This is a genomic window from Deinococcus aerophilus (genome assembly GCF_014647075.1).
Lineage (GTDB): Bacteria > Deinococcota > Deinococci > Deinococcales > Deinococcaceae > Deinococcus > Deinococcus aerophilus.
The window spans coordinates 42,661-67,281 of the sequence record NZ_BMOM01000008.1 but is presented as its reverse complement, the minus strand read 5'-3'; the positions used below and the strand labels follow the sequence as shown (position 1 = coordinate 67,281).

The following is a 24,621-nucleotide window of genomic DNA, read 5'->3' as shown; positions in this document are numbered from 1 at the left end:
CAGGCCTCCGCCCCAGGCGGACCGTCAGCCCATGCGGCCGGTGCGGATCACGTCGGCGATCACCGGGGGCAGATTCCAGGCCATGATGTCAAAGGCACTCGACGCGTAGTCATAGGGCACCTTGTGCAGCGACACCTTGGGCTTGCGGCCGATGCAGTCCACGATGGCCACGTCAGCCCCCGGCTCGTGGTTGAGGCTCAGGCCCACACTGCCCGGGTCCACGAAGGTGGTCTCACCGACCACCCGCGTGAAGGGCACGTGTGAACCGGCCACCACGATCACGCGGGCGGCCAGCGTCTCGGCCAGCGCCTCGAGCTCGCGCTCGGGGGCCATCAGGTCAATGCGGGTCTCGGGGTCGTGCGGGCTGCCGTGAAAGTACCGCACCCGGCCCACCGGGGTGGTCACGCGGCCTCCGGGGGGCAGGCGGCGCAGGTAATCCAGCTGATCGGGACTGAGCACGCGCTTGGTCCAGGTCAATACCTGATCGGCCACGCCCTGCCGCCCCGAGCGCAGCCCCAGGTCAATGGCCACCCGCATGTCGCTGGACCCCAGCGCCGTGACCCAGCCCTCACGCTTGACGAAATCGATCACCGGTCCCGGAGACGCGCCGTAGCCCACCAAATCACCCACCACGATCACGCCGTTGACGATGTTTTCCGTAAGAAAACGTTTGACCGCCGTGAGGGCGTGAATGTTGCCGTGAAGGTCGCTGATGAAAGCCAGTCGCAAGGTGCCTCCATCGTAGCGCACCCGCCCCCGGTTCTGGCCCCACCTGCAGTGGGGGAACCGACGTGCCCGCCTGCGCCGACTCCCTCATCCCTGCCCCCTATCATGACCGGCGTGCCCGCCCGTCTGACCCGCCCTACCCGCCCTGTGCCCGTCCCCCTTGTTGCCGCCGCGCTGGGCCTGCTCCTGGCCGCCTGCAGCCCTCCGCTGCCGTGGAGCGCACTGGCTGCCCTGCCGCTGGCGGGCGTGCTCGCCTACGCAGCGCTCGCTCCGCGGGCGGGCGGGGTGGCGGCGCGGCTGTTCTGGTCGGGAACCGGGTATTTCGCCGTGCATCTGTGGTGGCTGACGGCCTTTCTGGGCAAGCTGTTCGGGGTTCCGCCGGCGGGCGCGCTGGCCTTCGCTCTGTTCGCGCTGGAGGGCGCTTTTCTGGCACTGATGGCCTACCCCCTGGCCCGCGGGGTCCGGTCACCCGCCGCGCGGGTCTGGGCCCTGGCGGGCGGCTGGGTGGTGCTGGAATGGACCCGCTTTCTGGGACCGCTGGCCTTTCCCTGGCCCACCCTGGGCTACGGCCTGCTGCCCACCCCCGCCATTCAGATTGCCGATCTGGGTGGGGTGCTGCTGGGCAGCGTGCTCGTCGCGCTGAGTGCGGCTGCGCTGGCTTCCTTCGCCCTGGGCCGGAACCGGTGGGGAAGAGGCCGCCCGCTGCTGCTCGCCGCCGTGGCGTGGGCCGCCGCGCTGCTGTACGGCGTGACCCGCGTGCCCGGCGATGGCCCTGTGCAGCCGATGCTGACGCTGCGGACCAGTTTCGATTCGTTCGGTCGGGCCACCCGCGACATCACCCCGGAGGAGCAGCTGGCGACCCAGCAGGCGGTTTCGCTTCAGCGGACACCGGAGGAGGTGCTGATCTGGAGCGAAACCGCCCTCAGCGTCCGCTCCGGCGTGCCCCAGCGTCTGCCCACCTTTCCCGGACCCGGCATCACCGGCCTGGGCGTCTCGCGCCTTCCACAGGCTCCCAACCTCAACGGCGCAGCCGCAGTTGATGCCGTGGGGCAGGTCACCAGCTTCAACGTCAAGGCGAAACTGGTGCCGTTCGGAGAATTCTTCCCGCTGTACGCCCAGGCCCCAGCGTTGTACGCCCCCATCGAGCAGATGATCGGCTTCCCGCTGCAGGTCTTCGCGCCCGCGGAGTCCCTGACCCCTCTGACCCTGAACGGCGTTCAGTACGGTACGTACATCTGCTACGACAGCGTGTTTCCGTGGGTGGCCCGCACCCTGACCGCCCAGGGCGCACAGGTGCTCGTCAATCCCAGCAACGACGGTTGGTACAACGGCTGGGGCGTGCGCCAGCATTTCATGATGGGCCGGGTCCGCGCCATTGAGAACCGCCGCTGGCTGGTCCGCAGCGTGAACCGGGGCATCGCCGGCTCGGTGGACGATCTGGGTCGCCCCGTGAACATCCTGGAAAGCGGCGAACAGACCCAGGCGTTGAGTGTGCGTCCCAAGCTGCTCACCGGGACGACGGTGTACACCCGTGTGGGCGACTGGCCTGCGCTGCTGCTCGCGCTGTTGATGGTGGGCTACGCGATTCGACTGGACCGGCGGCGCTGAGCGGGGCCGCAATACCCTGAAGCCACGCAAGATGCCCATTGTCTGAACGGTTTCGTTTTGCCCGGGTGCACCTCTCACAGCGCCAGAGTGTTCAGGATGGTTTTTTTGCCAGCGGCCAGTGGAACGCGGTGGTCCGTATAAACACCCCGCCATCCGCGTGATCGGCCCACTCCAGGCCTGCAGATCTGCCGTCCGTTGATAAGGCATGTTATCATCGGATTCCATGTCCGCCGACCTGCTGCCGTATACCGCCGACCGCCTGGCCCAGGCCCGGGCCCTTGCCGGCCTGAGCGACGAAGCGCTGCGAATACGGGCCGTCACTGCCGCCCGCGACAAACATGCAGCGGACCTGTGGGCCCTGACGCTCGCCTACCTCAGCAGCGAGACCCACGCGGGCGTGCGCCTCAGTCCCCACACCCTGCGCGCCTACCGCAAGGGTGTGGAGGTGCTGCTGGAACACGCCGCCTCGCACGCCTGGAACCTGCTTCATCCGGGCCGGCGGGAGCCTTCGCTGTATGTGGCCGCGCTGATGGCCTCCGGACTCAAACCGGCCACCGTTCAGGCGCGGGTGGCGGCGGCCGGAGCGCTGTACCGGGCGCTGCGCTGGGCCGGGGCGACCGACGCCGACCCGTTCGCGGATGTCAAACGGCCCAGGGACCGAACGAAGGGCGTGGTCAAGAATCCACCGTACCGTGCCGATTTTGTGCAGGCCCTGCTGGCCGAGGCAAATCCAGATGAACAGCTGCTGCTGCTGCTGCTCACGCACGCCGGGCTGCGTATTGCGGAGGCGCTGGCAGTGGAATGGTCCCATGTGGACTTAACCAGAAAACGGCTGCTCGTGGCCCACGGCAAGGGGGACAAGGCCCGGCTGGTGCCGCTGAGCGCCCGCCTGCGCGAAGCCCTGCTGGCCCAGCGCGCCGGGGCCGGGACAGCGCCCTCGGGCCGGGTGCTGCCCTTCCAGGCGTATTCCACCGCGTATGGCCGCCTGCAGCAGCTGGCCCTGCGGTGCGGTCTTGAACACGAGTTCCGAGGCTTTCACGCCGGCCGAAAATATGCGGGCACACAGCTGTATGCTGCCGTCAAGGATTTCACCCGTGTGGCCGGTTTCCTGGGGCACGAGCAGGTGGACACGACCCGCCGCTATGTCGAACTGCCCGAGGACGATCTTGAGGCGGCAGTGGAGGCCTTCCGGTAGCGCCTTCCCCAGGTCCTTTTGCCCCTCAAGACGTCTTGCCGGCCCCTTCCTGACCTTCCTGTGGACCCGCCGAATTCACGCCGTCCTGCACGCGGTTTTTCAGGTCTGGACTTCCTCATCGCTGGCGAGGGTGACGAAGCGCACCGCGCCCGGCAGAATGCGCGCCTGAAACGGGGTGGTCTCCACCATCAGCTCGCCGTCGTACTGCAGCGGAAAGGGGTCGGCGGCGTCCACGCTGATCTCGCACGCCGACAGGATTTCGAGGTTGTCACTGAACAGCGGATCGCCCAGATTCAGCTTGGCACGCAACGAATCAATCAGGTTGGGGATCAGGCGCAGAATGTTGCCCGCTTTGATCAGCACCACCGTGAATTTGCCGTCTCCGGGATCAATGTGGGCGGTGATGGGCATGCGGTGGTTGGCCATGCCGAAATTGGCGACCATCACACCGATGCCCTCGAACTCGCGCGGTTGGCCGTCGATCACCAGAGAAAACACCGTCTTCTTAGGATTGAGCTGCTTCATGGCGCTCATGACATAGGCCATCACCCCGAAGCGGTCCTTGAGGTCCTCACTGTCGCGAATCATCGCGGCGTCCGCTCCGGCCCCAGCAAGCATGGCAAAGCCGCGCTTGCGGCCCTCGACCTCCACCTCGCCCAGGTCCAGGTGGATGCTGTGCCCGGCGACCAGCAGGCCGGCCAGTTCCTCGGGTTCGGTCGGCAGGTCCAGGTTCTGCGCGATCAGATTGGCGGTGCCGGCCGGAAAGGCGAGCAGCGGAACATCACTACCGCGGATCGCGTAGGCCAGGGCGCTGACCGTACCGTCGCCGCCCGCTGCAACCACGGTGTGGAAGGTCTGCGCGTCCCGGACCAGTTCCTCGATGGGGGTGTCCTTGCTGAGTTCGCGCTCCACGACCTCGGCACCGGCGTCTCCCAGCAGACTCAGGAAGTCGGGCAGGCCACTGTCTCCCTGACCGCTCTTGGGATTGAAAACGACCAGGATCCGTTGTCCGGTGAGCGGGTTCGCACTCTCCCCACGCGGCTCAGCCTTGGCTGCTGGGGGGGGGACGGGGGTGGACGTTTGACCGGTCATATCACCGGTCATTAGACTGCCCGGACGGAGGCTGTTGCTATGCTGCGTTTCTTGGTTGCTTCTTCACTTATGGTGGGCATGTTTGCGTCGTGTGCCCCACGTCAGACGGGCATGGATCAATTCGTCACCGTCACTCCGCTGCTGATCAAGGCTTCAGAGTCGGTGCAACGCGGAGGAACCCTCACCATCCAGGGGCGCTATCTGGGCGGACCCGCCACCGGCCGCGTGCGCCTGGGGGCCGATGACAGCGGCAAGGGCGGCTACCTGATTCCGCCCGCAGCCATTCAGTCTTGGACCGACTCCACCATCGTGCTTACTGTGCCGGCCGACGCACCGGTCGGGGGCAGCTGGCTGTTCGTGGAGGTCGGTGGCAAGCAGTCCACGGGACTGCCGTACAGCGTGCGCCAGTAAGTCGGAGCTGTCTCACCCGCCGCACACCGCATCCAGGACCCGGACCCTGGAATCCATACAGGCCGCCTTCCGCATTCCGGAAGAGCGGCCTCTCCCCTGCTGCGGGCCGGGCATTTCTGGCCGCGCCCCGCCCCTTTAAGGGAACCGGGGCGCTACACTTCCCCAGTTATGGCGATCAAGCGCCCCAAGGGCACCGAAGACCTGCTGCCGGACGGCAGTCCCAAACTCACGCTCGATGTCAGCGCCCAGGCGCACGCGCGGCTGATCGATACGGCCCGGCGCGTGCTGGAGCGGGCCGGGGCCATGCGTCTCGATACCCCGCTGTTCGAGGAGGCCGAGCTGGTTCAGCGCGGGGTGGGCGGCAGCACCGACATCGTGCGCAAGGAGATGTTCACGGTGTACTACTTCGGGGACCACGGTGGGTACATCCTGCGGCCCGAGGGCACCGCCGGCATCGTGCGCGCCTACCTGCAAAACGGCCTCAAGCAGCTGCCCACGCCGCTGAAGCTGTGGCTGACCGGACCGATGTTCCGTGCCGAGCGTCAGCAGCGCGGGCGCCTGCGCCAGTTTCATCAGGTGGACTACGAGGCCATCGGCAGCACCGATCCGCTGGTGGACGCCGAGGCCATCGCGCTGATGGTCGAGGTCGTGCAGGCGCTGGGGCTGCGCGGCGTGCGCGTCAAGCTCGGCAGCATCGGCGATCCCGAGGACCGCGAGGCCTACAACGCCTACCTGCGCCAGACCTTCACGCCGCATATAGACCGCCTCTCGGATGACTCCAGGGACCGCCTGGAGCGCAATCCAATGCGCATTCTGGACAGCAAGAGCGAAGGGGACCAGGTCTTGATGGCCGAACTCGGTGTGCGGCCCATGCTGGAGTTCCTGGGCGACGAGGCCCGCGCCCACTTCACGGCCGTGCAGAACCACCTGAAGGCGTGGAACGTGGAGTATGACCTCGATCCCAGCATCGTGCGGGGCCTGGATTACTACCGGCGCACCGCGTGGGAACTGCACCATGAGGGAGTGGGCGCCAAGTCGGCGCTGGGCGGCGGTGGCCGCTACGACGGACTGGCCGAGGTGCTGGGCGGCCCCGCCGTGCCCGGCATCGGCTGGGCTTTCGGGGTCGAGCGGCTGCTGCTCGCGCTGGAGGCCGAGGGCCATACCGTGCCTGCCAACGAGGGGCCGCTGCTGTACGTGGCCGCCCTCGACGAGGAACATGTGGCGCATGCCGCGACCGTGGCAATGCAGGCCCGCGCCGTGGCCCGCGCCGAGTTCGCCTACCGCGCCCTGAAACCGGCTGCCGCCTTCCGGGACGCCGAGCGCCGGAACGCCCGGCTGGTTGCCCTGATCGGCTCTGAGGAGGTCGCGGACGGCACCCTCAGCGTCAAGAACCTGCACACCGGCACCCAGACCACCGTGCGCGTGGCCGACCTGAACGCCCTGCTCGCGGCCCAGCCGGACGCGACCCCCACCCCTGACCAGGAGAACGCATGAAACGCACCGCCATGATCGGCCAGCTGTCCCCCACCCACGCCTCGCAAACGGTCGTGTTGCAGGGCTGGGTGAACCGCCGCCGCGACCTGGGCGGGTTGATCTTCCTGGAACTGCGCGACCGCAGCGGTCTGGTGCAGGTGCAGGTGGAGCCGGATTCTCCCGCCTTCGCCGAGGCCGACCGCCTGCGCGCCGAATACGTGGCCGAGATTGAGGGCACCTACCAGCTGCGCCCCGAAGGCCAGCGCAAGGGCGGCGCAGCCGACTACGAGGTGATCGCCTCGCGCGTCGCCGTGCTGAACACTGCCAAGACGCCGCCTTTCGAGCTGGAAAAGGGCGCAGAGGTGGCCGAGGACATCCGGCTGAAGTACCGCTACCTGGACCTGCGCCGACCCGAGATGCAGCGCCGGCTGATGCTGCGCAGCAAGGCGGTCGCGGCCGTCACGGCCTTTCTGGACGGCGAGGGCTTTGTGCAGGTGGAAACGCCCATGCTCACCAAATCCACCCCTGAGGGCGCACGTGACTTCCTGGTGCCCAGCCGCCTGAATCCCGGCGAGGTCTACGCCCTGCCGCAGAGCCCGCAGCTGTTCAAGCAGCTGCTGATGATCGCGGGTCTGGACCGCTACTACCAGCTCGCGCGCTGCTTCCGCGACGAGGACCTGCGCGCCGACCGTCAGCCGGACTTCACCCAGCTGGACATGGAGCTGTCCTTCGTGGATCAGGAGGACGTGCTGGAGTTGCAGGAGCGGCTGCTCGCGCACGTGTTCCAGGAAACCCTGGGCGTGAAGCTGGCCCTCCCCTTTGCGCGCCTGAGCTACCGGGATGCGGTGGACCGCTACGGCTCGGACAAGCCGGACCTGCGCTTTGGCCTGTCGTTCGCCGAGGTCGGGGACCTGTTCGCGGGCGGGGCCTTCGCCGCGTTTGCCGGGGCCGAGACCGTTAAGGTTATCGCTGCGCCCGAGCTGACCCGCAAGCAGATCGACGAGCTCGAGCGGATTGCCAAGCAGAACGGGGCCCGGGGACTGGCCTGGGCCAAGCGCAGCGGCGAGGGCCTGAGCGGGGGCATCAGCAAATTCCTGGGGGACCAGACGGCCGCGCTGCTGGAGCGCACCGGAGTGGCCGAGGGCGGCACGCTGCTGTTCGCGGCGGGCGGGTGGAAGGCGGCCACGGCTGCGCTGGGCGCCGTACGTCTGGCGCTGCGCGACCTGTTCGACCTCGCAGCGGACGGCCCGGCCTTCCACGTCAGCTGGGTCACCGACTTTCCGCAGCTGGAATATGACGAGGACGCGGGCCGCTGGACCTACATGCACCATCCCTTCACCGCCCCGCATCCGGAGGATGTGGCCCTGTTCGGCACCGAGCGCCAGGGCGAGATTCGCGCGCAGGCCTACGATCTGGTGCTCAACGGTTTCGAGATCGGTGGAGGCAGTGTCCGGATCCATGACCCGGCCGTTCAGGAAAAGATGTTCGCGGCCATCGGCTTTACCCCCGAGGAGGCCCACCGGCAGTTCGGCTTCTTCCTGAATGCCCTGGAAGCCGGCACGCCGCCCCACGGAGGGATTGCCTGGGGCTTTGACCGCCTGGTGATGGTGCTCTCGGGTGCGGCGAGCATCCGCGAGGTGATTGCTTTTCCCAAGAACAACCGGGGTGTGGACCTGATGGCTCAGGCCCCTTCCCCGGTGACTCCGGCACAGCTCGCCGAGGTGGGTCTGGAATTGCTGGGAGATTGAGATGGGAGGGAGATCTTCTCCCTCTTTTCTTGCTTTTCTTGTGCTTTTATCGTGAAATGATTCACGATAAAACTTGCTCGTGAAATTTCGGTTTATTTTTCCAGGTCGTCCAGAAAGTCCACGGTAAACCGCGCCACCGTTCTGGGAAAGGTGTCCATCAGGGCGTGGGTCCCGCCCACGATCTCGCGGATGGTGGCGTTAGGAATGGCCGTGTGCAGGGCCTGAACCGTCCAGCGGCGGATCACCGGGTCGGCCTGACCGCTGAGAAGCAGCGTGGGCTGTTTCACCGCTGGCAACAGCGGCCCGGTGTTGTGGTCTTCCTGGTCCTGCGCCAGGCGCAGCATCCGAAGGGTGCCGCAGCGGGTGTAGGCACGCATCCCCGGCCACAACAGCCCCAGACGCTCACGCGGCAGGTCCAGCGACAGCCGCAACAGCTGGGCAAGAACGCTGGGGTTCTCGGGAATGCCGGTGGGCGAGCATGCGATCAGGGGCCCCGCGTGCTGCGGATACCGGGCCGCCAGATCAAAGATCACCTCTCCCCCGATCGAATGGCCGAGCAGTGCGCTGCCGCGCAGCCCGGTCGCGTCCAGCCACGCGGCAAGGTGGTCGGTGAGGTCTTCCAGGCACACCGGCCACTCGGGGCGGCCCTCGCTGTGGCCGTGGCCCGGCGGATCGTAGGCGTAGACCGTGCGCCCTTTCGCAAGTTCGCGGGCAAGCCGGACATACATCCACGACGCACACCCCAGACCCGGAACAATCACCAGCGGCCCGCCGTGGCCGTATACCCGTGCGTGGGTGCGCAGGCCATAAACCGGCGTGTACTGGGCCCGGTCCGTCTTCATGTCAGCACCTCGCCGTCGGCCGGGACGGCCTCTAGGAATGCGAGCAGTGCGGCATTGAAGGCGGCGGGGGCGTCCACCATCACCACGTGGCCGGCGCGCGGAATGACCTCGAACCGGGCGCCTGGAATTGAGTGGGCAAGCACGGCACCCAGTTCCACCGGCACCAGCGCGTCGCGCTCGCCCCAGATCACCAGCGTGCGGGCCCGGATCAGGGGCAGCAGATCCTGCACGCTGTCGCGCAGCAGGTCACGGGCATTGCGCCACAGGTTAAGGGGGCCCGCCCGCAGCGCGTCGGTCAGGATGCGCGGCACAAAGCGCTTGCGCCCGGTGATCAGGGCGCGGGGCAGCTGCAGCGCCACCCGGTAGGCGCTCGTGCTCAGCAGGCCGCTCGCGCACACCAGCACCAGATTGTCCAGCCGGTCCGGGCAGCGGGCCGCCACATGCACGCAGATGTGCCCGCCCATGGAGTGGCCCACCAAGCTGACCCCGCGCAGGTCGGTGTCCTCCAGCCAGTCGCTGATCAGGGCGGCGGCCTCACGAACCCCCAGCGCCCGCTGACGCCGCGCCGCGCCGTACCCCGACAGGTCCAGGACGTACACCGTGTGGCGCCGCTGCAGGGCCGGCACATTGCGGCGCCACCAGCGCCCCGAACCGCTCAGGCCATGCACAAGCACCACGGGCGGTCCCTCACCCCACACCCGGTGATGCAGCCGGACCCCTGCACGCTGAAAGACACCGCTGGACACGCCGGTTACCATACCGTGCGTCCAGCTTGAGGAAAGCCTGATCTACTTGTGAATACATTCACAATTTTTCCTGCTCGTGAATTATTTATTGACTACCTTGTTCTGCACCACGTCTTCCAGAAAGTAGGCGTGCAGGCGGGTGTCGCCGGTCAGCTCCGGGTGAAAGGCGGTGGCGAGCACCCGGTCCTGACGGACCATCACGGCCTGATCCCGGGCAGTGGCGAGGACCGTGCATCCCACCCCAACCTTCACGAAGGCGGGGGCACGAATGAACACGGCGGGAAAGGGCGTGTCCAGTCCGCGAACCGGCAGGGCGTCGGTGAACGAGTTGATCTGTCGTCCAAAGGCGTTGCGCTGAACGGTGACGTCCAGCAGCCCCAGGCTGTCCTGGCGGCCTCCGAACTGCGGCGGCGCACCCAGCACCGAGTGGGCAAGCAGGATCGCCCCGGCGCAGGTTCCCCACAGCGCCCCGCCCGCCGCATGAAACGCACGCAACGGTTCCCACAGGGCGTATTCCGTGAGCAGGCGGGCCATGGTCGTGCTCTCCCCTCCCGGCAGGATCACGCCGTCCAAGCCGGCGAGGTCGCCGGGCAGACGCACTTCACGGACCTCGGCCCCCAACGCCGCGAGCAGCTGACGGTGCTCGCGGAAGGCGCCCTGAAGGGCCAGGACGCCAATTCGTGTGGACGCCTTACCAGCCACGCGAGGCGAGGCGCTCGGCGGGAATCAGCTCGTCGATGTTGATGCCCGTCATGGGCGCGCCCAGGTCCTCGCTGATCGCGGCGAGCACGTCCGGGTTCTGGTAGTGGGTCACGGCCTTCACGATGGCCTGCGCGCGGCGCTCGGGGTTGTCGGACTTGAAGATGCCGCTGCCCACGAACACACCGTCCAGGCCCAGGACCATCATCAGCGCAGCGTCGGCGGGCGTGGCGACACCTCCGGCGGCGAAATTCACGACCGGCAGCTTGCCGTGCTCGTGCACATACTTGACCAGCTCATAGGGAGCCTGCAGGTCGCGCGCGGCGGTCATCAGTTCCTCGGCGGGGCGCGCCTGAATGGTGCGGATGTCGCCCAGCACGGTGCGGGCGTGGCGCACGGCCTCCACCACGTTGCCGGTGCCGGCCTCGCCCTTGGTGCGAATCATGCTCGCACCCTCGCCGACGCGGCGCAGCGCCTCGCCCAGGTTCTTGGCCCCGCAGACGAAGGGCACCTGAAAGTCGGACTTGAGAATATGGAACTGCTCATCGGCGGGGGTCAGGACCTCGGACTCGTCGATGAAGTCCACGCCCAGTGCCTGCAGGATCTGCGCCTCCACGATGTGGCCGATGCGCACCTTGGCCATCACCGGGATGGTCACGGCCGCGATGATCTCCTTGATCATCTTGGGATCGCTCATGCGCGCCACGCCGCCGTCCACACGGATGTCGGCGGGGACGCGCTCCAGCGCCATCACAGCGGTCGCGCCGGCGGCCTCGGCGATGCGGGCCTGATCGGCCGTCACGACGTCCATGATCACGCCGCCCTTGAACATCTCGGCGAAGCCCTGCTTGAGCTGGGGGGTTCCGGTGTTTTCACTCATGCCGTCACCCTAGGACATATCTGACCCCTGCGCCAGGGCCAGATGACACGGGTTGATGGGGTCAGCTGGGGCGCCGGGCCCAGACCCGCTCGATGGCTTCGGCGAGCTGCGCGGGGCGAAACGGCTTCATCAGGTATTCCTGTACCAGATCGCCGCCCAGGTCCGGGAAGGCGTCCGGCGGATGCAGCCCAGAGAGAAACACCACCGGGGGCAGGGCCGCGCCGTAGTGGCCGTGCAGGCGCCGGACCGTCTCGAAGCCGTCCCAGGGAGTCATCAGCACGTCCATGACAATCACGTCGGCGGTCACGGGCGATGTGCCCTGACAGCACAGTTCCAGCGCCTGCGGCCCGCTGGAGGCACCGTGGACGACGTACCCCCGCAGGGTCAGGGTCAGGTCGAGCAGCTCCAGAATCTGCAGCTCGTCCTCCACGACCAGCAGGCGCAGGCCGCTCATGGCAGCAGCGACAGCGGGTCGACCGTCTGACCGCCCAGGCGCAGTTCGAAGTGCAGGTGGGGGCCGGTGCACACGCCGGTGCAGCCCACGTAGCCCAGCACCTGTCCGGGCGTGACGTGCTGGCCGCTCACCACCGCCGTGCGGCTCAGGTGGCCGTAGATGGCGGTGCTGTCGCCGCTGGTGGTCCAGACGTTCAGGCCGAAAGCGCCGTAGCCGCTGGAGGCCACCGTGCCGGCGGTCGCCGCGTACACGGGAGTGCCGTAGGGCGCGGCCAGATCAATGCCTCCGTGAAAGACCTGCTGGTGAAAGGCGATGTCGCGCTCTCCGTAGCGGCTGGTCAGGCGGTAGCTGCGCAGCGGCCACGCCAGCCGTCCGCCCGTACCCGCCACCGTGCTTCCCACACTGGCCCCCACCACCGCGGCGGCTTGGGCACTGTTGCGGGCGCGGGCCTGCGCGGCGGCCTGGGCCGCCTCGTACTGCGCCTGTCGCTCATAGGCCGCCATCTGACGTTGACGCTCGGGGCTAGATTTCCACGCCAGGTACGCCTCGTATTTTTCCTGCCGTGCGTACTTCTCCTGCAGCGCCTGGCGCTCGCGGTCGGCCTTCCAGCTCAGGTACTGCTCGTACTGCTGCTGGCGCTCGCGGGCCAGCTTCGCCTTGCGCTCGGCCTCGCGCGCGGCGAGCAGCCGCTCACGCAGGCCCTCGGCCTTCACGCCGGGCAGCAGCAGCTGATCGCCCACCCGCAGCGCCGTGGGCAGCACGTCGTTGGCGCGGGCGGTGGCCACCAGGTCCGCGCCGTATCCGGCGATCAGCGACAGCGCCGACTGGCCGGGCTTGATGGTGAGCAGCAGCCCCCGCTCGCGGGTGGGCAGGTTGAGCGTCTCGCCCGGGCGCAGGCGGTCGAGACTGGTGCGGCCCAGGTTCGCGCTGAGCACGTCGAGCACCGTCAGGTCATGCCGGGCCGCCACCCCTGCGAGCGTATCGCCGGAGCGTACCCGGTAGGTGACCACCGAGGCGGGGCGGGCGGGCGCGCGGGCCACGGCGGCCTCGGCCAGCCGGACCTCGCGGACCCGCACGCCCGCATCCGAGGCGATGGTCCGCACCGCGCCGGTGCCCACGCCGTAGCGCCGGGCCACCGCCCTTTCGGTGGTCTGGCCGTCGGTGACGATGCGCAGGGACTGGCCGCCGGGATCGGGACGCAGCACCACGTCGGCGGTGGGGGTCAGCAGGTCCAGCGGAGCGGGCAGGGGCAGCGGCGGCGTCTGGGCCACAGCAGCACCGATCAGGGCGGCGGCCAGCGGAACCCACCGGCGGCCACGAAAAAACAGAAAGGCCAAGGGAAAAACTCCAGGGAAAAGGTGAGGGGATGCGGGCGGCTCAGCCGCCGGCCAGCCCCTGCAGGAATTCGACGTTGTTGCGGGTCTTGCCCATGCGCGTCAGCAGCATCTCCATCGCGTCGGCGGGGTCCATGTCGCTGATGACCTTGCGCAGCAGCCACATCTTTTTCAGGACGGCGGGCTGCAGCAGCAGTTCCTCGCGGCGGGTGCCGGACTTGAGGATGTCCAGCGCCGGGAAGATGCGGCGCTCTTCCAGGCGGCGCGAGAGCACGAGTTCGGCGTTGCCGGTGCCCTTGAACTCCTCGAAGATCACATCGTCCATGCGCGAGCCGGTCTCCACCAGGGCAGTGGCCAGGATGGTGAGCGAGCCGCCTTCACGGATGTTGCGGGCCGCACCCAGAAAACGCTTGGGCCAGTGCAGCGCGTTGCTGTCCAGACCGCCCGAGAGCGTGCGCCCGGTGGGCGGCGTGACCAAGTTGTTCGCGCGGGCCAGGCGGGTGATGCTGTCGAGCAAGATCACCACGTGTCCACCGTCCTCCACGATGCGCCGCGCGCGCTCGTGGACGAACTCGGCCACCCGGACGTGGTGCTGCGGCGGCTCGTCGAAGGTCGAGGCGACCACCTGCGCGCCCTGCACGCTCTCGCGGAAGTCGGTGACCTCCTCGGGGCGCTCGTCGACGAGCAGCACCATCACCGTGACGTCGGGGTAGTTCTTGACGATGGAGTTGGCGATCTGCTTCAGGAGGGTCGTCTTGCCGGCCTTGGGGGGAGCCACGATCAGCGCCCGCTGTCCACGCCCGATGGGCACGAGCAGGTCCACGACCCGCAGGCTCAGGCCGCCCTCGGTCGCGGGGTCTTCCAGCACCAGCTGGGCCTCGGGAAAGGTGGGGGTCAGGTCGTCGAAGCGCGGGCGGCGCCGGGCCGCCTCGGGGTCCAGACCGTTGACCGCCTCCACCTGCACCAGCGCGCCAAAGCGCTCGTTTTCACGAGGGCGGCGGGCGCGTCCGATCACCTCATCGCCGGTGCGCAGGTGGTGGGCCTTGATCAGGCCCGCCGTGACCAGAACGGTGCGGCTGTTGGGGTCAAGCAGGTCCGACTGCAAGAAGCCGTAGCCGTCGGCCCCGATTTCCAGGTAGCCGCGCGCCAGGCTCTGGCCCTCGGCGTCGGCCTGATGCTCCAGGATCGCCAGGGCCAGGGCGTCTTTTTTCAGCTTGCGGTAATTGTCAATGCCGTAGCCGGCAGCGATCAGGTGCAGCTCGGGCAGAATCTTCTGCTGCAGTTCCTGAAACGGCAGTGTGGGACGCAGGGAATCGGTCATTGCGCGCCGCCCTGCCCGGTCTGCCCGGCGGGTTCCCTTACCACATCGCTGAGCCCGATCAGGCTGGGATGGACGCCCAAGCCCGCCCGCCCACCCCAGGCAGGGACCTCGCGCACCTCATTGGTGATGGTCGTATCGATAAAGAATTCCATAGTTGCAGCTCCTGACCCAACATTGTACGCGCCCGTCCCCCACAAACACCATGACGCAGTCGACGCAGGGACCGGCGGCGGATTGACCCGGCGCGGCCCGCCGCCATACAGTGAAGGACACCCCTGAAGACGGGGTGAGACCAGCACACGCAGGCGAACGAGAGGACAGTAGGACCAGCACGGCTGCCACGAGCGAGTCGGGGACGGTGAGAGCCCGACCGGTGTGCCGCTGGGCCGAAAATCACCTCCCGCGCCGACGGAAGAAAGGCCCCCCAGGGCCGACTAGACCCGTCCGGACGCCCCCCGACAGAGGGCTGCAACGAGGCCGGCGCAGGTTGGCGGCGAAGTTGGGTGGTACCACGCACACGTCCTTTGGGCGGCGCGTCCCAGCACTGAAGCTGAGGCGTGCCGTCTTCTTTTGTGGTCCGCCCTTTCCCCCGCCACTCCCCCCGAGGTGTTCCATGCCCCCCTTTCAACCCGTCGACCCCAATCCCAAGTTCCCCGCGCTGGAAGAAACCACCCTGCAGTGGTGGAACGAGAAACGCATCTTCGAGCGCAGCCTGGAGGCCACGGCGGACCGCCCGGTTTTCACGTTCTATGAGGGACCGCCCACCGCCAACGGACAGCCGGGCATCCACCACGTGCAGGCGCGCAGCTTCAAGGACCTGTTTCCGCGCTTCAAGACCATGCAGGGCTACCACGTTCCGCGCAAGGCGGGCTGGGACACCCACGGACTGCCGGTGGAGATCGGCGTGGAGCGGCGGCTGGGTCTGAATTCCAAACGCGAGGTGGAGGCCTACGGCATCGACAAGTTCAACGCCGAGTGCCGTCAGAGCGTGTTCGTGTACGAGGCCGAGTGGCGCCGCTTTACCGAGCGCATGGGCTACTGGGTGGACCTGGACGACGCCTACATGACGCTGCACAAGGACTACATCGAGTCGGTGTGGTGGAGTGTGGCGCAGCTGGAAAAGAAGGGGCTGCTGTACAAGGGCTTCCGGGTCGCGCCGTACTGCCCGAAAGACGGCACCACGCTGTCCAATGCCGAGGTCAGCGAGGGGTACAAGGACATTCAGGATCCCAGCATCTATGTGACCTTCGACCTGAACGAGCCCGAACGCCTGGGGCTGGAGCCGGGCGCGGCCTTTCTGGTGTGGACGACCACGCCGTGGACGCTGCCCTACAACGTGGGGGTGGCCATTCATCCGGACTTCGAGTACGTGGCCGCGAAGGACAAGAACGGCAAGGTGCTGATTCTCGCCCGCTCGCTGCTGGCCGAGGTCCTGGGTGAGGAGGCCGAGGTCGTGAAGGCGTTCCGGGGCACGGAACTCGACCGCGTGGGCTACGCACCTCCCTATACCGAGGCCTATGCCGCCGAGGGCGAGGGCGCGCCGGTGTGGATGAGCGGCCTGGACACCTACGTCTCCGACAGCGACGGCACCGGCATCGTCCACACGGCTCCGGCCTTCGGCGAGGACGACATGCGCCTGGCCAGGAACTACGGCTTCCCGGTCATCGTGGGGGTGGACGAGGGCGGCAAACACCGCTTCGGGCCGTGGAAGGGCGTGTTCTTCCGGGACGCCAATCAGGACATCATCCGCGACCTCAAGGCGCGCGGCGTGATGTGGCGCGATAAGAACTTCATGCACAGCTATCCGCACTGCTGGAGATGCGGTACGCCGCTGATGTACTACGCCACCGAGAGCTGGTACCTGAACAACACCAGCCTCAAGGACCGGCTGATTGAACTCAACCAGACCATCGACTGGCACCCGCCGCACATCCGGAACGGGCGCTACGGCGGCTGGCTGGAGAACCTGATCGACTGGAACCTCTCGCGCAACCGCTACTGGGGCACGCCGCTGCCGGTGTGGGAGGCCGACGACGGCGAGTACCGGGTGATCGGCTCCTACGCGGAGCTCGCCGAACTCAGCGGGCGGCCCGAACTGACCGGGCCAGAGTTCGATCCCCACCGCCCCTTCGTGGATGACATTACCTTTACCGTGAACGGCAAGGAGTTCCGGCGCGTGCCGTACGTGATGGACGTGTGGTACGACAGCGGCTCGATGCCCTTCGCGCAGCACCACTACCCGTTTGAGAACAGGGAGAAGTTTGAACACGGCGGCTTCCCCGCCGACTTCATCGCCGAGGCCATTGACCAGACCCGCGGGTGGTTCAACAGCCTGCACCAGATCGGCACCATGGTCTTCGACAGCGTGGCGTACAAGTCGGTGATCTGCTCGGGGCACATCCTGGACGAGAAGGGCTACAAGATGTCCAAGAGCAAGGGCAACATCGTCGATCCGTGGGAGGTGTTCGCGCAGTTCGGGGCAGACGCCGCGCGGTGGTACATGTACGTGTCGGCTCCGCCGGAGCTGTCGCGGCGCTTCGGCATGAATCTGGTGGGCGAGGCCTTCCGCAGCTACTTCCTGACGCTGTGGAACACCTACAGCTTCTTCGTGCTGTACGCCAATCTGGACCAGCCGGACCTGCGGGCCGCGCCGCCGGTCGCCGAGCGCCCCGAGGTGGACCGCTGGCTGGTCGCCAAGGTGCAGGCGCTGATTGCCACCGTGACCGAGCGGCTGGAGGACTACGATCCCACCGGTTCGAGCCGGGCGCTGCAGGACTTCGTGACCGAGGACCTGAGCAACTGGTACGTGCGGCGCAACCGCCGGCGCTTCTGGAGTGGGGACGGTCAGGTGGACCTCAGCGCCTACGCGACCCTGCACTATGCGCTGGTCACGGCAACGCAGCTCACGGCGCCCTTCACGCCGTTCCTGGCCGAGACGCTGTACCAGAATCTGGTGCGCAGCGTGGACGACCGCGCCCCCGAAAGCGTGCACCTGTCGAGCTGGCCCGTCGTGGACGAATCGCTCTCGGCGCCGTCGCTGGTGGGCGAGATGGACGCCGTGCTGCGGGTGGTCAGCCTGGGGCGGGCGGTGCGGGCCCAGAGCGGCATGCGCCAGCGCCAGCCGCTGCCGCGCGTGATGCTGCGCGCCCGGACGCCGGAGATGACGGCGGCACTGGGCCGCTTCGCTGGGCAGATCAGCGAGGAACTCAACGTCAAGGAGGTAGAGCTGCTCGACCAGTACGCCGAGCTGGTGCGCTACACCCTGCGCCCCAACCTGCCCGTGCTGGGCAAGAAGTTCGGCAAGGCCGTGCCGCAGGTGCGTGCGGCCCTGAGTGCGGCGGACGCCTCCGAGGTGGCCCGCAGCGTGCGCGACGGCAAGCAGTTCGAGGTGATTGCCCCCACCGGCGAGCGCTTTGAGCTGGGGCCGGATGAGGTGCTCGTGGACGCGCAGTCGCCCGAGGGCTACGCCGCGCAGGAGGAGGCCGGCTATCTGGTCGCCTTTGACACCACGCTGACGCGGGAGCTGACGCTGGAGGGCCTGGCCCGCGATCTGGTGCGCGGCATTCAGGACGGACGCAAGAAGGCGGGCTACGAGGTTCAGGACCGCATCACCCTGCACCTGCAGCTTGAAGGCGACGCCCGCGACGCCGCCGAGGCGTGGCAGGAGTACCTGATGTCCGAGACGCTTGCCGAGACGCTGGTGTTCGGAGAAGCGGCCGGCTTCAGCGCCCCGGTGGAGGGCGGCACCGCCTATCTGGAGCGGCTGGAACCCAGCGGCCAGCCATCCTGAACGGCGCCCGCAAAAAATGAACCCGGTTCACCGTTCCTTTGGTGTGTACAGGACACGAAGGTCCGGCGGAACCAAGCGGTTAGACTGGGACATGCGAGGTGAGCCGCCCGCAGCAGTGGGCGGCCCTCAAGACTGGAGGCAGCATGACGGGAAGCAAGATGAAGGTGGGCATCAACGGATTCGGCCGCATTGGCCGCCTGGTGTTTCGGATTCTGGTGCAGCGCGGCGTGGACGTCGTGGCCATCAACGACCTGACGGACAACAAGACGCTGGCCACGCTGCTCAAGTACGACTCCACCGCCGGACGCTTTGACGGCACGGTGGAGTACGACGAGAACAGCCTGACGGTCAACGGCCAGAAGATTCAGGCGCTGGCCGAGCGGGACCCTGCCGCCATCAAGTGGAGCGAACTCGGCGCGGACATCGTGATCGAGTCAACCGGCATCTTCACCGACCGCGAGGGCGCGAGCAAGCACCTCACGGGCGGCGCGAAGAAGGTGCTGATCACCGCGCCGGCCAAGAACGAGGACTTTTCCATCGTGCTGGGCGTCAACGAGCAGGACTACGATCCCAAGAACCACCACATCATCAGCAACGCGAGCTGCACCACCAATAGCCTGGGCGTGCCCATGAAGCTGCTGGACGAGGCCTTCGGCATCGAGAAGGCCATCATGACCACCGTCCACAGCTACACCAACGACCAGCGCGTGCTGGACCTGCCGCACAGCGACCTGCGCCGCGCACGCGCCGCCGCCGTGAACATCATTCCCACCTCCACCGGCGCGGCCAAGGCCGTCTCACAGGTGTACCCCAAGCTCAAGGGCAAATTCGACGGCACCTCGCTGCGCGTGCCCACGCCGGTCGGCTCCATCAGTGACGTGACCGTGGTCCTGGGCCGCGACGTGACCGTGGACGAGGTCAACACGGTGTTCAGGAGCGCCGCAGAGGGCAGCCACAAGGGCATCCTGGCGTACACCGAGGATCCCATCGTGCTGCAGGACATCGTGGGCGATCCGCACAGCGCGATCATCGACGGCGGCCTGACCATGGCGATGGGCAGCCTGGTCAAGTTCTTCTCGTGGTACGACAACGAGTGGGGCTACAGCAACCGCATTGCCGACCTCGTCGAACTGGTGCAGGAAAAAGGCGTTTAAACGTTGATCGGCAGATGGTAGAAGGTCTGGGCCTTCTGCCATCTTCTTTTTGGATGCTTTGTGGATCATAAGGAGTGAAGATGCAAACCCTCGATCAACTCGACGTGAAGGGCAAGCGCGTGCTCGTGCGCGTGGATTACAACGTACCGGTCAGGGACGGCGCCGTGCAGGACGACACGCGGGTGACCGCCAGCCTGCCGACCATTCAGAAGCTGCTCGACGGTGGGGCCGCCGTGGTGCTGATGAGCCACTTTGGACGGCCCAAAAGTGGACCGGAGGACAAATACAGCCTGAAGCCGGTGGCGGAGGTGCTGTCGCGCGTGCTCGGAAAGAGCGTGCAGTTCATCGGCAGCCTGCCGTCCAGCGATGAGACGCTGCAGCGGGTCCAGGCCCTGCAGCCGGGTGAGGTCGCCCTGCTGGAGAACGTGCGCTTCGAGGCGGGCGAGGAAAAGAACGACCCGGCGCTGAACCGGAAGCTGGCGCGGCTGGGCGACGCCTTCGTGCTCGACGCCTTTGGCAGCGCTCACCGCGCACATTCCTCGGTGAGCGGGGTGGCCGGCGAGCTGCCGCACGCGGCGGGCCAGCTGCTGCAGACCGAGGTGGACGCGCTCTCGCGGCTGCTGCACGATCCGGCGCGGCCCTATGTGGTCATCATCGGCGGGGCCAAGGTGAGCGACAAGATCAAGGTGATCGAGAACCTGCTGCCCCGGGTGGACCGGCTGCTCATCGGCGGCGGTATGGCCTACACCTTCATCAAGGCGCGGGGAGGTCAGATCGGCGACAGCATCCATGAGGACGATCAGCAGGAACTCGCCGGACGGCTGCTGAACGAATACGGCGACAAGATCATGCTGCCCAGCGACGTGATCGCCGCCGACGCCTTCAGCGCGGACGCGAATACCCAGGTGGTGCCCAGCGACGGGATTCCGGACGGCTGGCAGGGCCTGGACGCCGGCCCCGACACCGTGCAGGCGTATACCCAGGCCCTTCAGGGCGCGCAGACCGTGTTCTGGAACGGCCCACTGGGCGTGTTCGAGTTCGAGAAATTTGCGGGCGGCACCAACGCGGTCGCGGCGGCGGTAGCTGGCCTGCAAGGCGCATACACCGTGATCGGCGGCGGCGATTCGGTCAGCGCCATCAACAAGAGTGGACAGGCCGACCGGGTGTCGCACATCTCGACGGGTGGCGGCGCGAGCCTGGAACTGCTTGAGGGGCAGCAACTGCCCGGTGTGGAGGCGATGGCATGAGCGTGCAGAACCTGCTGGCCCTGAACTGGAAGATGAACAAGACTCCTGCCGAGGCGCGGGCGTGGGCGGAAGAACTCTCCGAGAAACTCGCCGCCGACAAGCCGGAACTGGCGGTGATGGCTCCGGCGGTTGCGCTGCCGGCACTGGCCGCGCACCTGCCGCCCGGCGTGACCGTGGGCGCTCAGGACGTCTCGGCGCATGAGGCCGGCGCGTATACCGGCGAGATCAGCGCGGCCATGCTGGTGGATGTCGGCGCGCGTTATGTGGTGGTCGGCCACAGCGAGCGGCGCGAGTACCACGGGGAGACCGACGCGGACGTGGCGGCCAAGGCCCGGCAGGCCCAGGCCAACGGCCTGATGCCCATCGTGTGCGTGGGCGAGGGCCTGGACGTGCGCGAGAAGGGCGAGCAGGTGCCCCACACGCTCGCGCAGCTGTCGGGCAGCCTGGACGGCGTGGGACCCGAGGTGGTCGTGGCCTACGAGCCGGTGTGGGCCATCGGCACCGGGAAGACGGCCACCGCCGATGATGCGGAGGAACTCGCCGCCGCCATCCGGACGGCGCTCAGGGAGCGCTACGGCAGCGAGGCGCAACACATCCGTATCCTGTACGGCGGGAGCGTCAAGCCCGACAACATCGCCTCCATCTGCGCGCAGCCCAACGTGAACGGCGCGCTGGTGGGCGGCGCCAGCCTGAAGGTGCCGGACGTCCTGGGCATGGTGGACGCGCTGCAGTAGGCGGGTGGCCCCGGAACCGGGGGACAGGCGCGGGCAATGGTGGTGGTGCCCGCGCCTGTCCCCGTTCACGGCACGGTTTCCGCACACCTGCACGGGCCCGGGACAGCGCTGGAGCCTGTCATAATCCGGGCCATGGCTTTCATTTCCAGCATTCAGGACCTCAAACATCACGTTGGACAGACGGTCACGCTGCACGCGTGGCTCACCGACAAGAGCGGCAAGGGCAAGATCCAGTTTCTCAAGCTGCGCGACGGCAGCGGCTTTGTGCAGGCCACCGTGTTCAAGGGCGACGTGGAGGAGGCCGTCTTCGAGGCGGCCAAACGCCTGACCCAGGAAGAGGCGCTGACCATCACCGGCGAGGTGCGGGCCGATGAGCGGGCGCCGGGTGGAGTGGAGCTCAGCGTGCGCGGCCTCTCCCCCGTGTCTGAGCAGGGCGGCGAGTACCCCATCACCCCCAAGGAACACGGCATCGAGTTTCTGATGGACCACCGGCATCTGTGGCTGCGCCACCGCCGTCCGTGGGCCGTGATGCGGGTGCGCGACAGCGTGCAGCGGGCCATCACGGACTTCTTCCACGGCGAGGGCTTTGTCCGGTTTGACGCTCCTTTCTTCACCCCCAACGCCGCCGAGGGCACCACCGAGCTGTTCGAGATCGATCTGTTCGGCGAGGACAAGGCCTACCTGTCGCAGACCGGACAGCTGCACGCCGAGGCCGGGGCCTTCGCGTTCGGCAAGGTCTACACCTCAGGGCCCACCTTCCGGGCCGAGAAGAGCAAGACCCGCCGCCACCTGCTGGAATTCTGGATGATCGAGCCGGAGGTGGTCCCGAGCAACCACACCCAGAACCTGGATCTGCAGGAGCGCATGCTCAGCTTTACCGTGCGCCGGGTGCTGGAGGAATGCGTGCAGGAACTTGAGCTGCTGGGCCGCGACACGGCGAAGCTCGCGGGGGCCGCCGAGGGCAACTACCCGCGCGTGACCTATACCCAGGCGCTGGAGATCATCCGCAGCCACATCGAATCCGGAGACCTGCCGGAGAACGTGCAACAGGACGTTCAGCCGGTCGAGTGGGGCGACGACCTGGGGGCTCCCCACGAAACCATTCTGGGACATCACTTCGACCGCCCGGTGATGGTAGAGAAGTACCCGGCGGCCATCAAGGCGTTCTACATGCAGCCCGACCCCGAAGACCCCCGCCTGGCCCTGTGCGACGACGTGATCGCGCCCGAGGGCTACGGCGAGATCATTGGCGGCAGCGAGCGCATCCATGATTACGCCCTGCTCAAGTCGCGCATTGAAGAGCAGGGGCTGCCGCTGGAGGCCTTCGACTGGTACCTGGATCTGCGCCGCTTTGGCAGCACGCCGCATGCCGGCTATGGCATGGGCCTGGAGCGCGTGATCGCCTGGATCTGCGGCCTGGACCACATCCGTGAGGCCATCCCCTTTCCCCGCATGCTGACGCGCATGCGCCCCTGAGGACGCACCCATGACCACCTATTCTTCCTACCGTTACCCGATCATCGCCCGCCGCGGCATGGTTGCCACCAGCCAGCCACTTGCTGCGCAGGCCGGCGTGTTCGTTCTGCGCGAGGGCGGCAATGCGGTCGACGCGGCCATTGCCACCGCCGCCGCCCTCACGGTGCTGGAACCGACGAGCAATGGCATCGGCGGGGACCTGTTTGCGCTGGTGTGGGCAGACGGCGAACTGCATGGCCTGAACGCCTCGGGCCGCTCTCCCGCGCTGCTGGGGCGGGACGCCCTGGTGGACGGCGCGCTGCCGGCCTTCGGGTGGAAGCCGGTCACGGTGCCGGGGGCTCCGCGCGGCTGGGCCGACCTGCACGAACGCTTCGGGCGTCTGCCGTTTGGGCAGGTGCTCGCCCCAGCCATCCACTACGCCCGGCACGGCTATCCGCTGTCGCCGGTGCTGGCGGCCAACTGGCAGCGTGGCATCACGGCCCACCGCTCCCGCCAGGGCCCCGAGTATGCGGCGTGGCTGGACACCTTTGCGCCGGCCGGCTTCGGGGCACAGATCGGTGAGCTGTGGGCCTCGGAGGGGCATGCCCGCACCCTGGAGCACATTGCCGACAGCCACGCCGCCGACTTCTATGACGGCGGACTGGCCCGGCAGATCGACACCTTTGCGCGGGAAACCGGCGGCCTGCTGCGCCTGGATGACCTCGCCGAACACCGCAGCGAGTGGGTCACCCCCATCAGCGCCGGGTATCAGGACCACCGGCTGTGGGAGATTCCGCCCAACGGCCAGGGCATCGCTGCCCTGATCGCGCTGGGTATTGTGGACGGCCTGTCGCTGCCTGACCACCGGGACGACGTGCAGGGCCTGCACCTGCAGATCGAGGCCATGAAGCTGGGCTTTGTGGACGCCCACCGCTACGTGGCCGACCCCCAGCATAGTGAAGTGCCGGTCTCTGCCCTGCTCAGCGAATCCTATTTCACCGCCCGGCGTGGTCTGATCGGGGAACGCGCCCTGGATCCCCAGGCGGGCGACCCGAACGGCCACGGCACGGTCTATCTGGCCGCTGCCGACGCCGACGGGCAGATGGTCAGCCTGATTCAGAGCAACTACATGGGTTTTGGCAGCGGCGTAGTGGTGCCGGGCACGGGCATCGCCCTGCAGAACCGGGGCCACAACTTCAATCTGGAAGAGGGCCATCCCAACGCCATTGCTCCGCGCAAACGCCCGTACCACACCATCATTCCCGGGTTCCTCACCCGCGCCGACGGCACACCGGTCGGTCCCTTCGGCGTGATGGGCGGCTTTATGCAGCCGCAGGGCCACCTGCAGGTCGTGCTGAACACCGTGCGCTACGGCATGAATCCGCAGCAGGCCCTAGACGCTCCGCGCTGGCAGTGGACCGGCGGCAAGGTGATTGAGGTCGAACATGAACTGGGCGGGCCGCTGGCACGCGCCCTGCAGGATCTGGGCCACGACGTGCGGGTCAACCTCAACCACAATGCTTTCGGGCGTGGTCAGGCGATCTGGCGCGACGAGCGTGGGGTGCTGACCGGCGGCAGCGAGTCGCGGACCGACGGGCAGGTGGCGGCCTATTAGATCTGCTGGGCTTTTTTCAACATAGACATAGACCGTGGCGGCATCTTCAGAACAGGATGCCGCCACGGTTTCCTCATGGCTTCTTGATTTTTCTTTC

21 protein-coding genes are annotated in these 24,621 nt (G+C 67.6%); 11 read left to right on the top strand and 10 right to left on the bottom strand.

Annotation, left to right across the window (positions count from 1 at the left end; genetic code table 11):
- Positions 1–24: 24 nt before the first annotated feature.
- Positions 25–729 (bottom strand): metallophosphoesterase family protein, encoded by a 705-nt coding sequence (locus tag IEY21_RS07150; RefSeq protein ID WP_188902841.1) that lies wholly within the window; start codon positions 727–729, stop codon positions 25–27.
- A gap of 102 nt (positions 730–831) precedes the next feature.
- On the opposite strand from IEY21_RS07150, the gene lnt reads away from it, so the two are divergent.
- Both lnt and IEY21_RS07140 read left to right on the top strand, forming a co-directional pair.
- Positions 832–2,334 carry an apolipoprotein N-acyltransferase gene (lnt, locus tag IEY21_RS07145; protein ID WP_188902839.1) on the top strand — a complete coding sequence of 501 codons (1,503 nt, stop codon included), beginning with the start codon at positions 832–834 and terminating at the stop codon, positions 2,332–2,334.
- Between the two features lie 223 nt (positions 2,335–2,557).
- Positions 2,558–3,529 (top strand): tyrosine-type recombinase/integrase, encoded by a 972-nt coding sequence (locus IEY21_RS07140; RefSeq protein ID WP_188902837.1) that lies wholly within the window; start codon positions 2,558–2,560, stop codon positions 3,527–3,529.
- Positions 3,530–3,628: 99 nt separating this feature from the next.
- Here IEY21_RS07140 and IEY21_RS07135 read toward each other — a convergent pair whose 3' ends face one another.
- Positions 3,629–4,621 (bottom strand): diacylglycerol/lipid kinase family protein, encoded by a 993-nt coding sequence (locus tag IEY21_RS07135; protein ID WP_229752950.1) that lies wholly within the window; start codon positions 4,619–4,621, stop codon positions 3,629–3,631.
- Positions 4,622–4,660: 39 nt separating this feature from the next.
- Between IEY21_RS07135 and IEY21_RS07130 the strand changes: the two genes are divergently transcribed.
- The 3 genes from IEY21_RS07130 to aspS all read left to right on the top strand — a co-directional run bounded on the left by IEY21_RS07130 (position 4,661) and on the right by aspS (position 8,253).
- A complete protein-coding gene (locus IEY21_RS07130; protein WP_188902833.1) occupies positions 4,661–5,032 on the top strand; it encodes an IPT/TIG domain-containing protein in 372 nt (123 codons plus the stop codon).
- Positions 5,033–5,200: 168 nt separating this feature from the next.
- Positions 5,201–6,526: a histidine--tRNA ligase gene (gene hisS, locus IEY21_RS07125; RefSeq protein WP_188902831.1), complete on the top strand. Its 1,326-nt coding sequence runs from the start codon at positions 5,201–5,203 to the stop codon at positions 6,524–6,526.
- Positions 6,523–8,253: an aspartate--tRNA ligase gene (gene aspS / locus IEY21_RS07120; RefSeq protein WP_188902829.1), complete on the top strand. Its 1,731-nt coding sequence runs from the start codon at positions 6,523–6,525 to the stop codon at positions 8,251–8,253. Before hisS ends, aspS begins: the two co-directional genes overlap by 4 nt.
- Positions 8,254–8,345: 92 nt before the next feature.
- On the opposite strand, the gene IEY21_RS07115 is transcribed toward aspS, so the two are convergent.
- The 8 genes from IEY21_RS07115 to IEY21_RS07080 all read right to left on the bottom strand — a co-directional run bounded on the left by IEY21_RS07115 (position 8,346) and on the right by IEY21_RS07080 (position 14,681).
- Positions 8,346–9,095 (bottom strand): alpha/beta fold hydrolase, encoded by a 750-nt coding sequence (locus tag IEY21_RS07115; protein WP_188902827.1) that lies wholly within the window; start codon positions 9,093–9,095, stop codon positions 8,346–8,348.
- Complete coding sequence (locus IEY21_RS07110; protein WP_188902825.1) at positions 9,092–9,853, bottom strand: alpha/beta fold hydrolase; 762 nt, start codon at positions 9,851–9,853, stop codon at positions 9,092–9,094. Before IEY21_RS07110 ends, IEY21_RS07115 begins: the two co-directional genes overlap by 4 nt.
- Before the next feature lie 69 nt (positions 9,854–9,922).
- Positions 9,923–10,543: a pyridoxal 5'-phosphate synthase glutaminase subunit PdxT gene (pdxT, locus tag IEY21_RS07105; protein ID WP_188902823.1), complete on the bottom strand. Its 621-nt coding sequence runs from the start codon at positions 10,541–10,543 to the stop codon at positions 9,923–9,925.
- The gene (gene pdxS / locus IEY21_RS07100; RefSeq protein WP_188902821.1) at positions 10,533–11,420 is read right to left on the bottom strand and encodes a pyridoxal 5'-phosphate synthase lyase subunit PdxS; all 888 of its coding nucleotides are present in this window, start codon (positions 11,418–11,420) and stop codon (positions 10,533–10,535) included. Before pdxS ends, pdxT begins: the two co-directional genes overlap by 11 nt.
- Positions 11,421–11,481: 61 nt before the next feature.
- Positions 11,482–11,874 carry a response regulator gene (locus tag IEY21_RS07095; RefSeq protein ID WP_188902819.1) on the bottom strand — a complete coding sequence of 131 codons (393 nt, stop codon included), beginning with the start codon at positions 11,872–11,874 and terminating at the stop codon, positions 11,482–11,484.
- The gene (locus IEY21_RS07090; protein WP_188902817.1) at positions 11,871–13,211 is read right to left on the bottom strand and encodes a M23 family metallopeptidase; all 1,341 of its coding nucleotides are present in this window, start codon (positions 13,209–13,211) and stop codon (positions 11,871–11,873) included. The genes IEY21_RS07095 and IEY21_RS07090 overlap by 4 nt, the downstream gene beginning before the upstream one ends.
- Positions 13,212–13,251: 40 nt before the next feature.
- On the bottom strand, positions 13,252–14,529 hold the full coding sequence (gene rho, locus IEY21_RS07085; protein WP_188902815.1) for a transcription termination factor Rho: 1,278 nt from the start codon (positions 14,527–14,529) through the stop codon (positions 13,252–13,254).
- Positions 14,526–14,681 carry a hypothetical protein gene (locus IEY21_RS07080; RefSeq protein WP_188902813.1) on the bottom strand — a complete coding sequence of 52 codons (156 nt, stop codon included), beginning with the start codon at positions 14,679–14,681 and terminating at the stop codon, positions 14,526–14,528. Before IEY21_RS07080 ends, rho begins: the two co-directional genes overlap by 4 nt.
- 461 nt (positions 14,682–15,142) lie before the next feature.
- Here IEY21_RS07080 and ileS point away from each other — a divergent pair, with 461 nt between their 5' ends.
- The 6 genes from ileS to IEY21_RS07050 all read left to right on the top strand — a co-directional run bounded on the left by ileS (position 15,143) and on the right by IEY21_RS07050 (position 24,524).
- Positions 15,143–18,319, top strand: coding sequence for an isoleucine--tRNA ligase (gene ileS, locus IEY21_RS07075; protein WP_188902811.1), 3,177 nt, complete (start codon positions 15,143–15,145; stop codon positions 18,317–18,319).
- Between the two features lie 158 nt (positions 18,320–18,477).
- Complete coding sequence (gene gap, locus IEY21_RS07070) at positions 18,478–19,473, top strand: type I glyceraldehyde-3-phosphate dehydrogenase (RefSeq protein WP_188902945.1); 996 nt, start codon at positions 18,478–18,480, stop codon at positions 19,471–19,473.
- An 80-nt stretch (positions 19,474–19,553) separates the two neighbouring features.
- Complete coding sequence (locus tag IEY21_RS07065; protein WP_188902809.1) at positions 19,554–20,720, top strand: phosphoglycerate kinase; 1,167 nt, start codon at positions 19,554–19,556, stop codon at positions 20,718–20,720.
- Entirely contained in the window at positions 20,717–21,454 is a 738-nt protein-coding gene (gene tpiA, locus IEY21_RS07060) for a triose-phosphate isomerase (RefSeq protein ID WP_229752948.1), read from the top strand. Before IEY21_RS07065 ends, tpiA begins: the two co-directional genes overlap by 4 nt.
- A 132-nt stretch (positions 21,455–21,586) precedes the next feature.
- Positions 21,587–22,930 (top strand): asparagine--tRNA ligase, encoded by a 1,344-nt coding sequence (asnS, locus tag IEY21_RS07055; RefSeq protein ID WP_188902807.1) that lies wholly within the window; start codon positions 21,587–21,589, stop codon positions 22,928–22,930.
- Positions 22,931–22,940: 10 nt separating this feature from the next.
- Complete coding sequence (locus IEY21_RS07050) at positions 22,941–24,524, top strand: gamma-glutamyltransferase family protein (protein ID WP_229752947.1); 1,584 nt, start codon at positions 22,941–22,943, stop codon at positions 24,522–24,524.
- Positions 24,525–24,621: the final 97 nt, after the last annotated feature.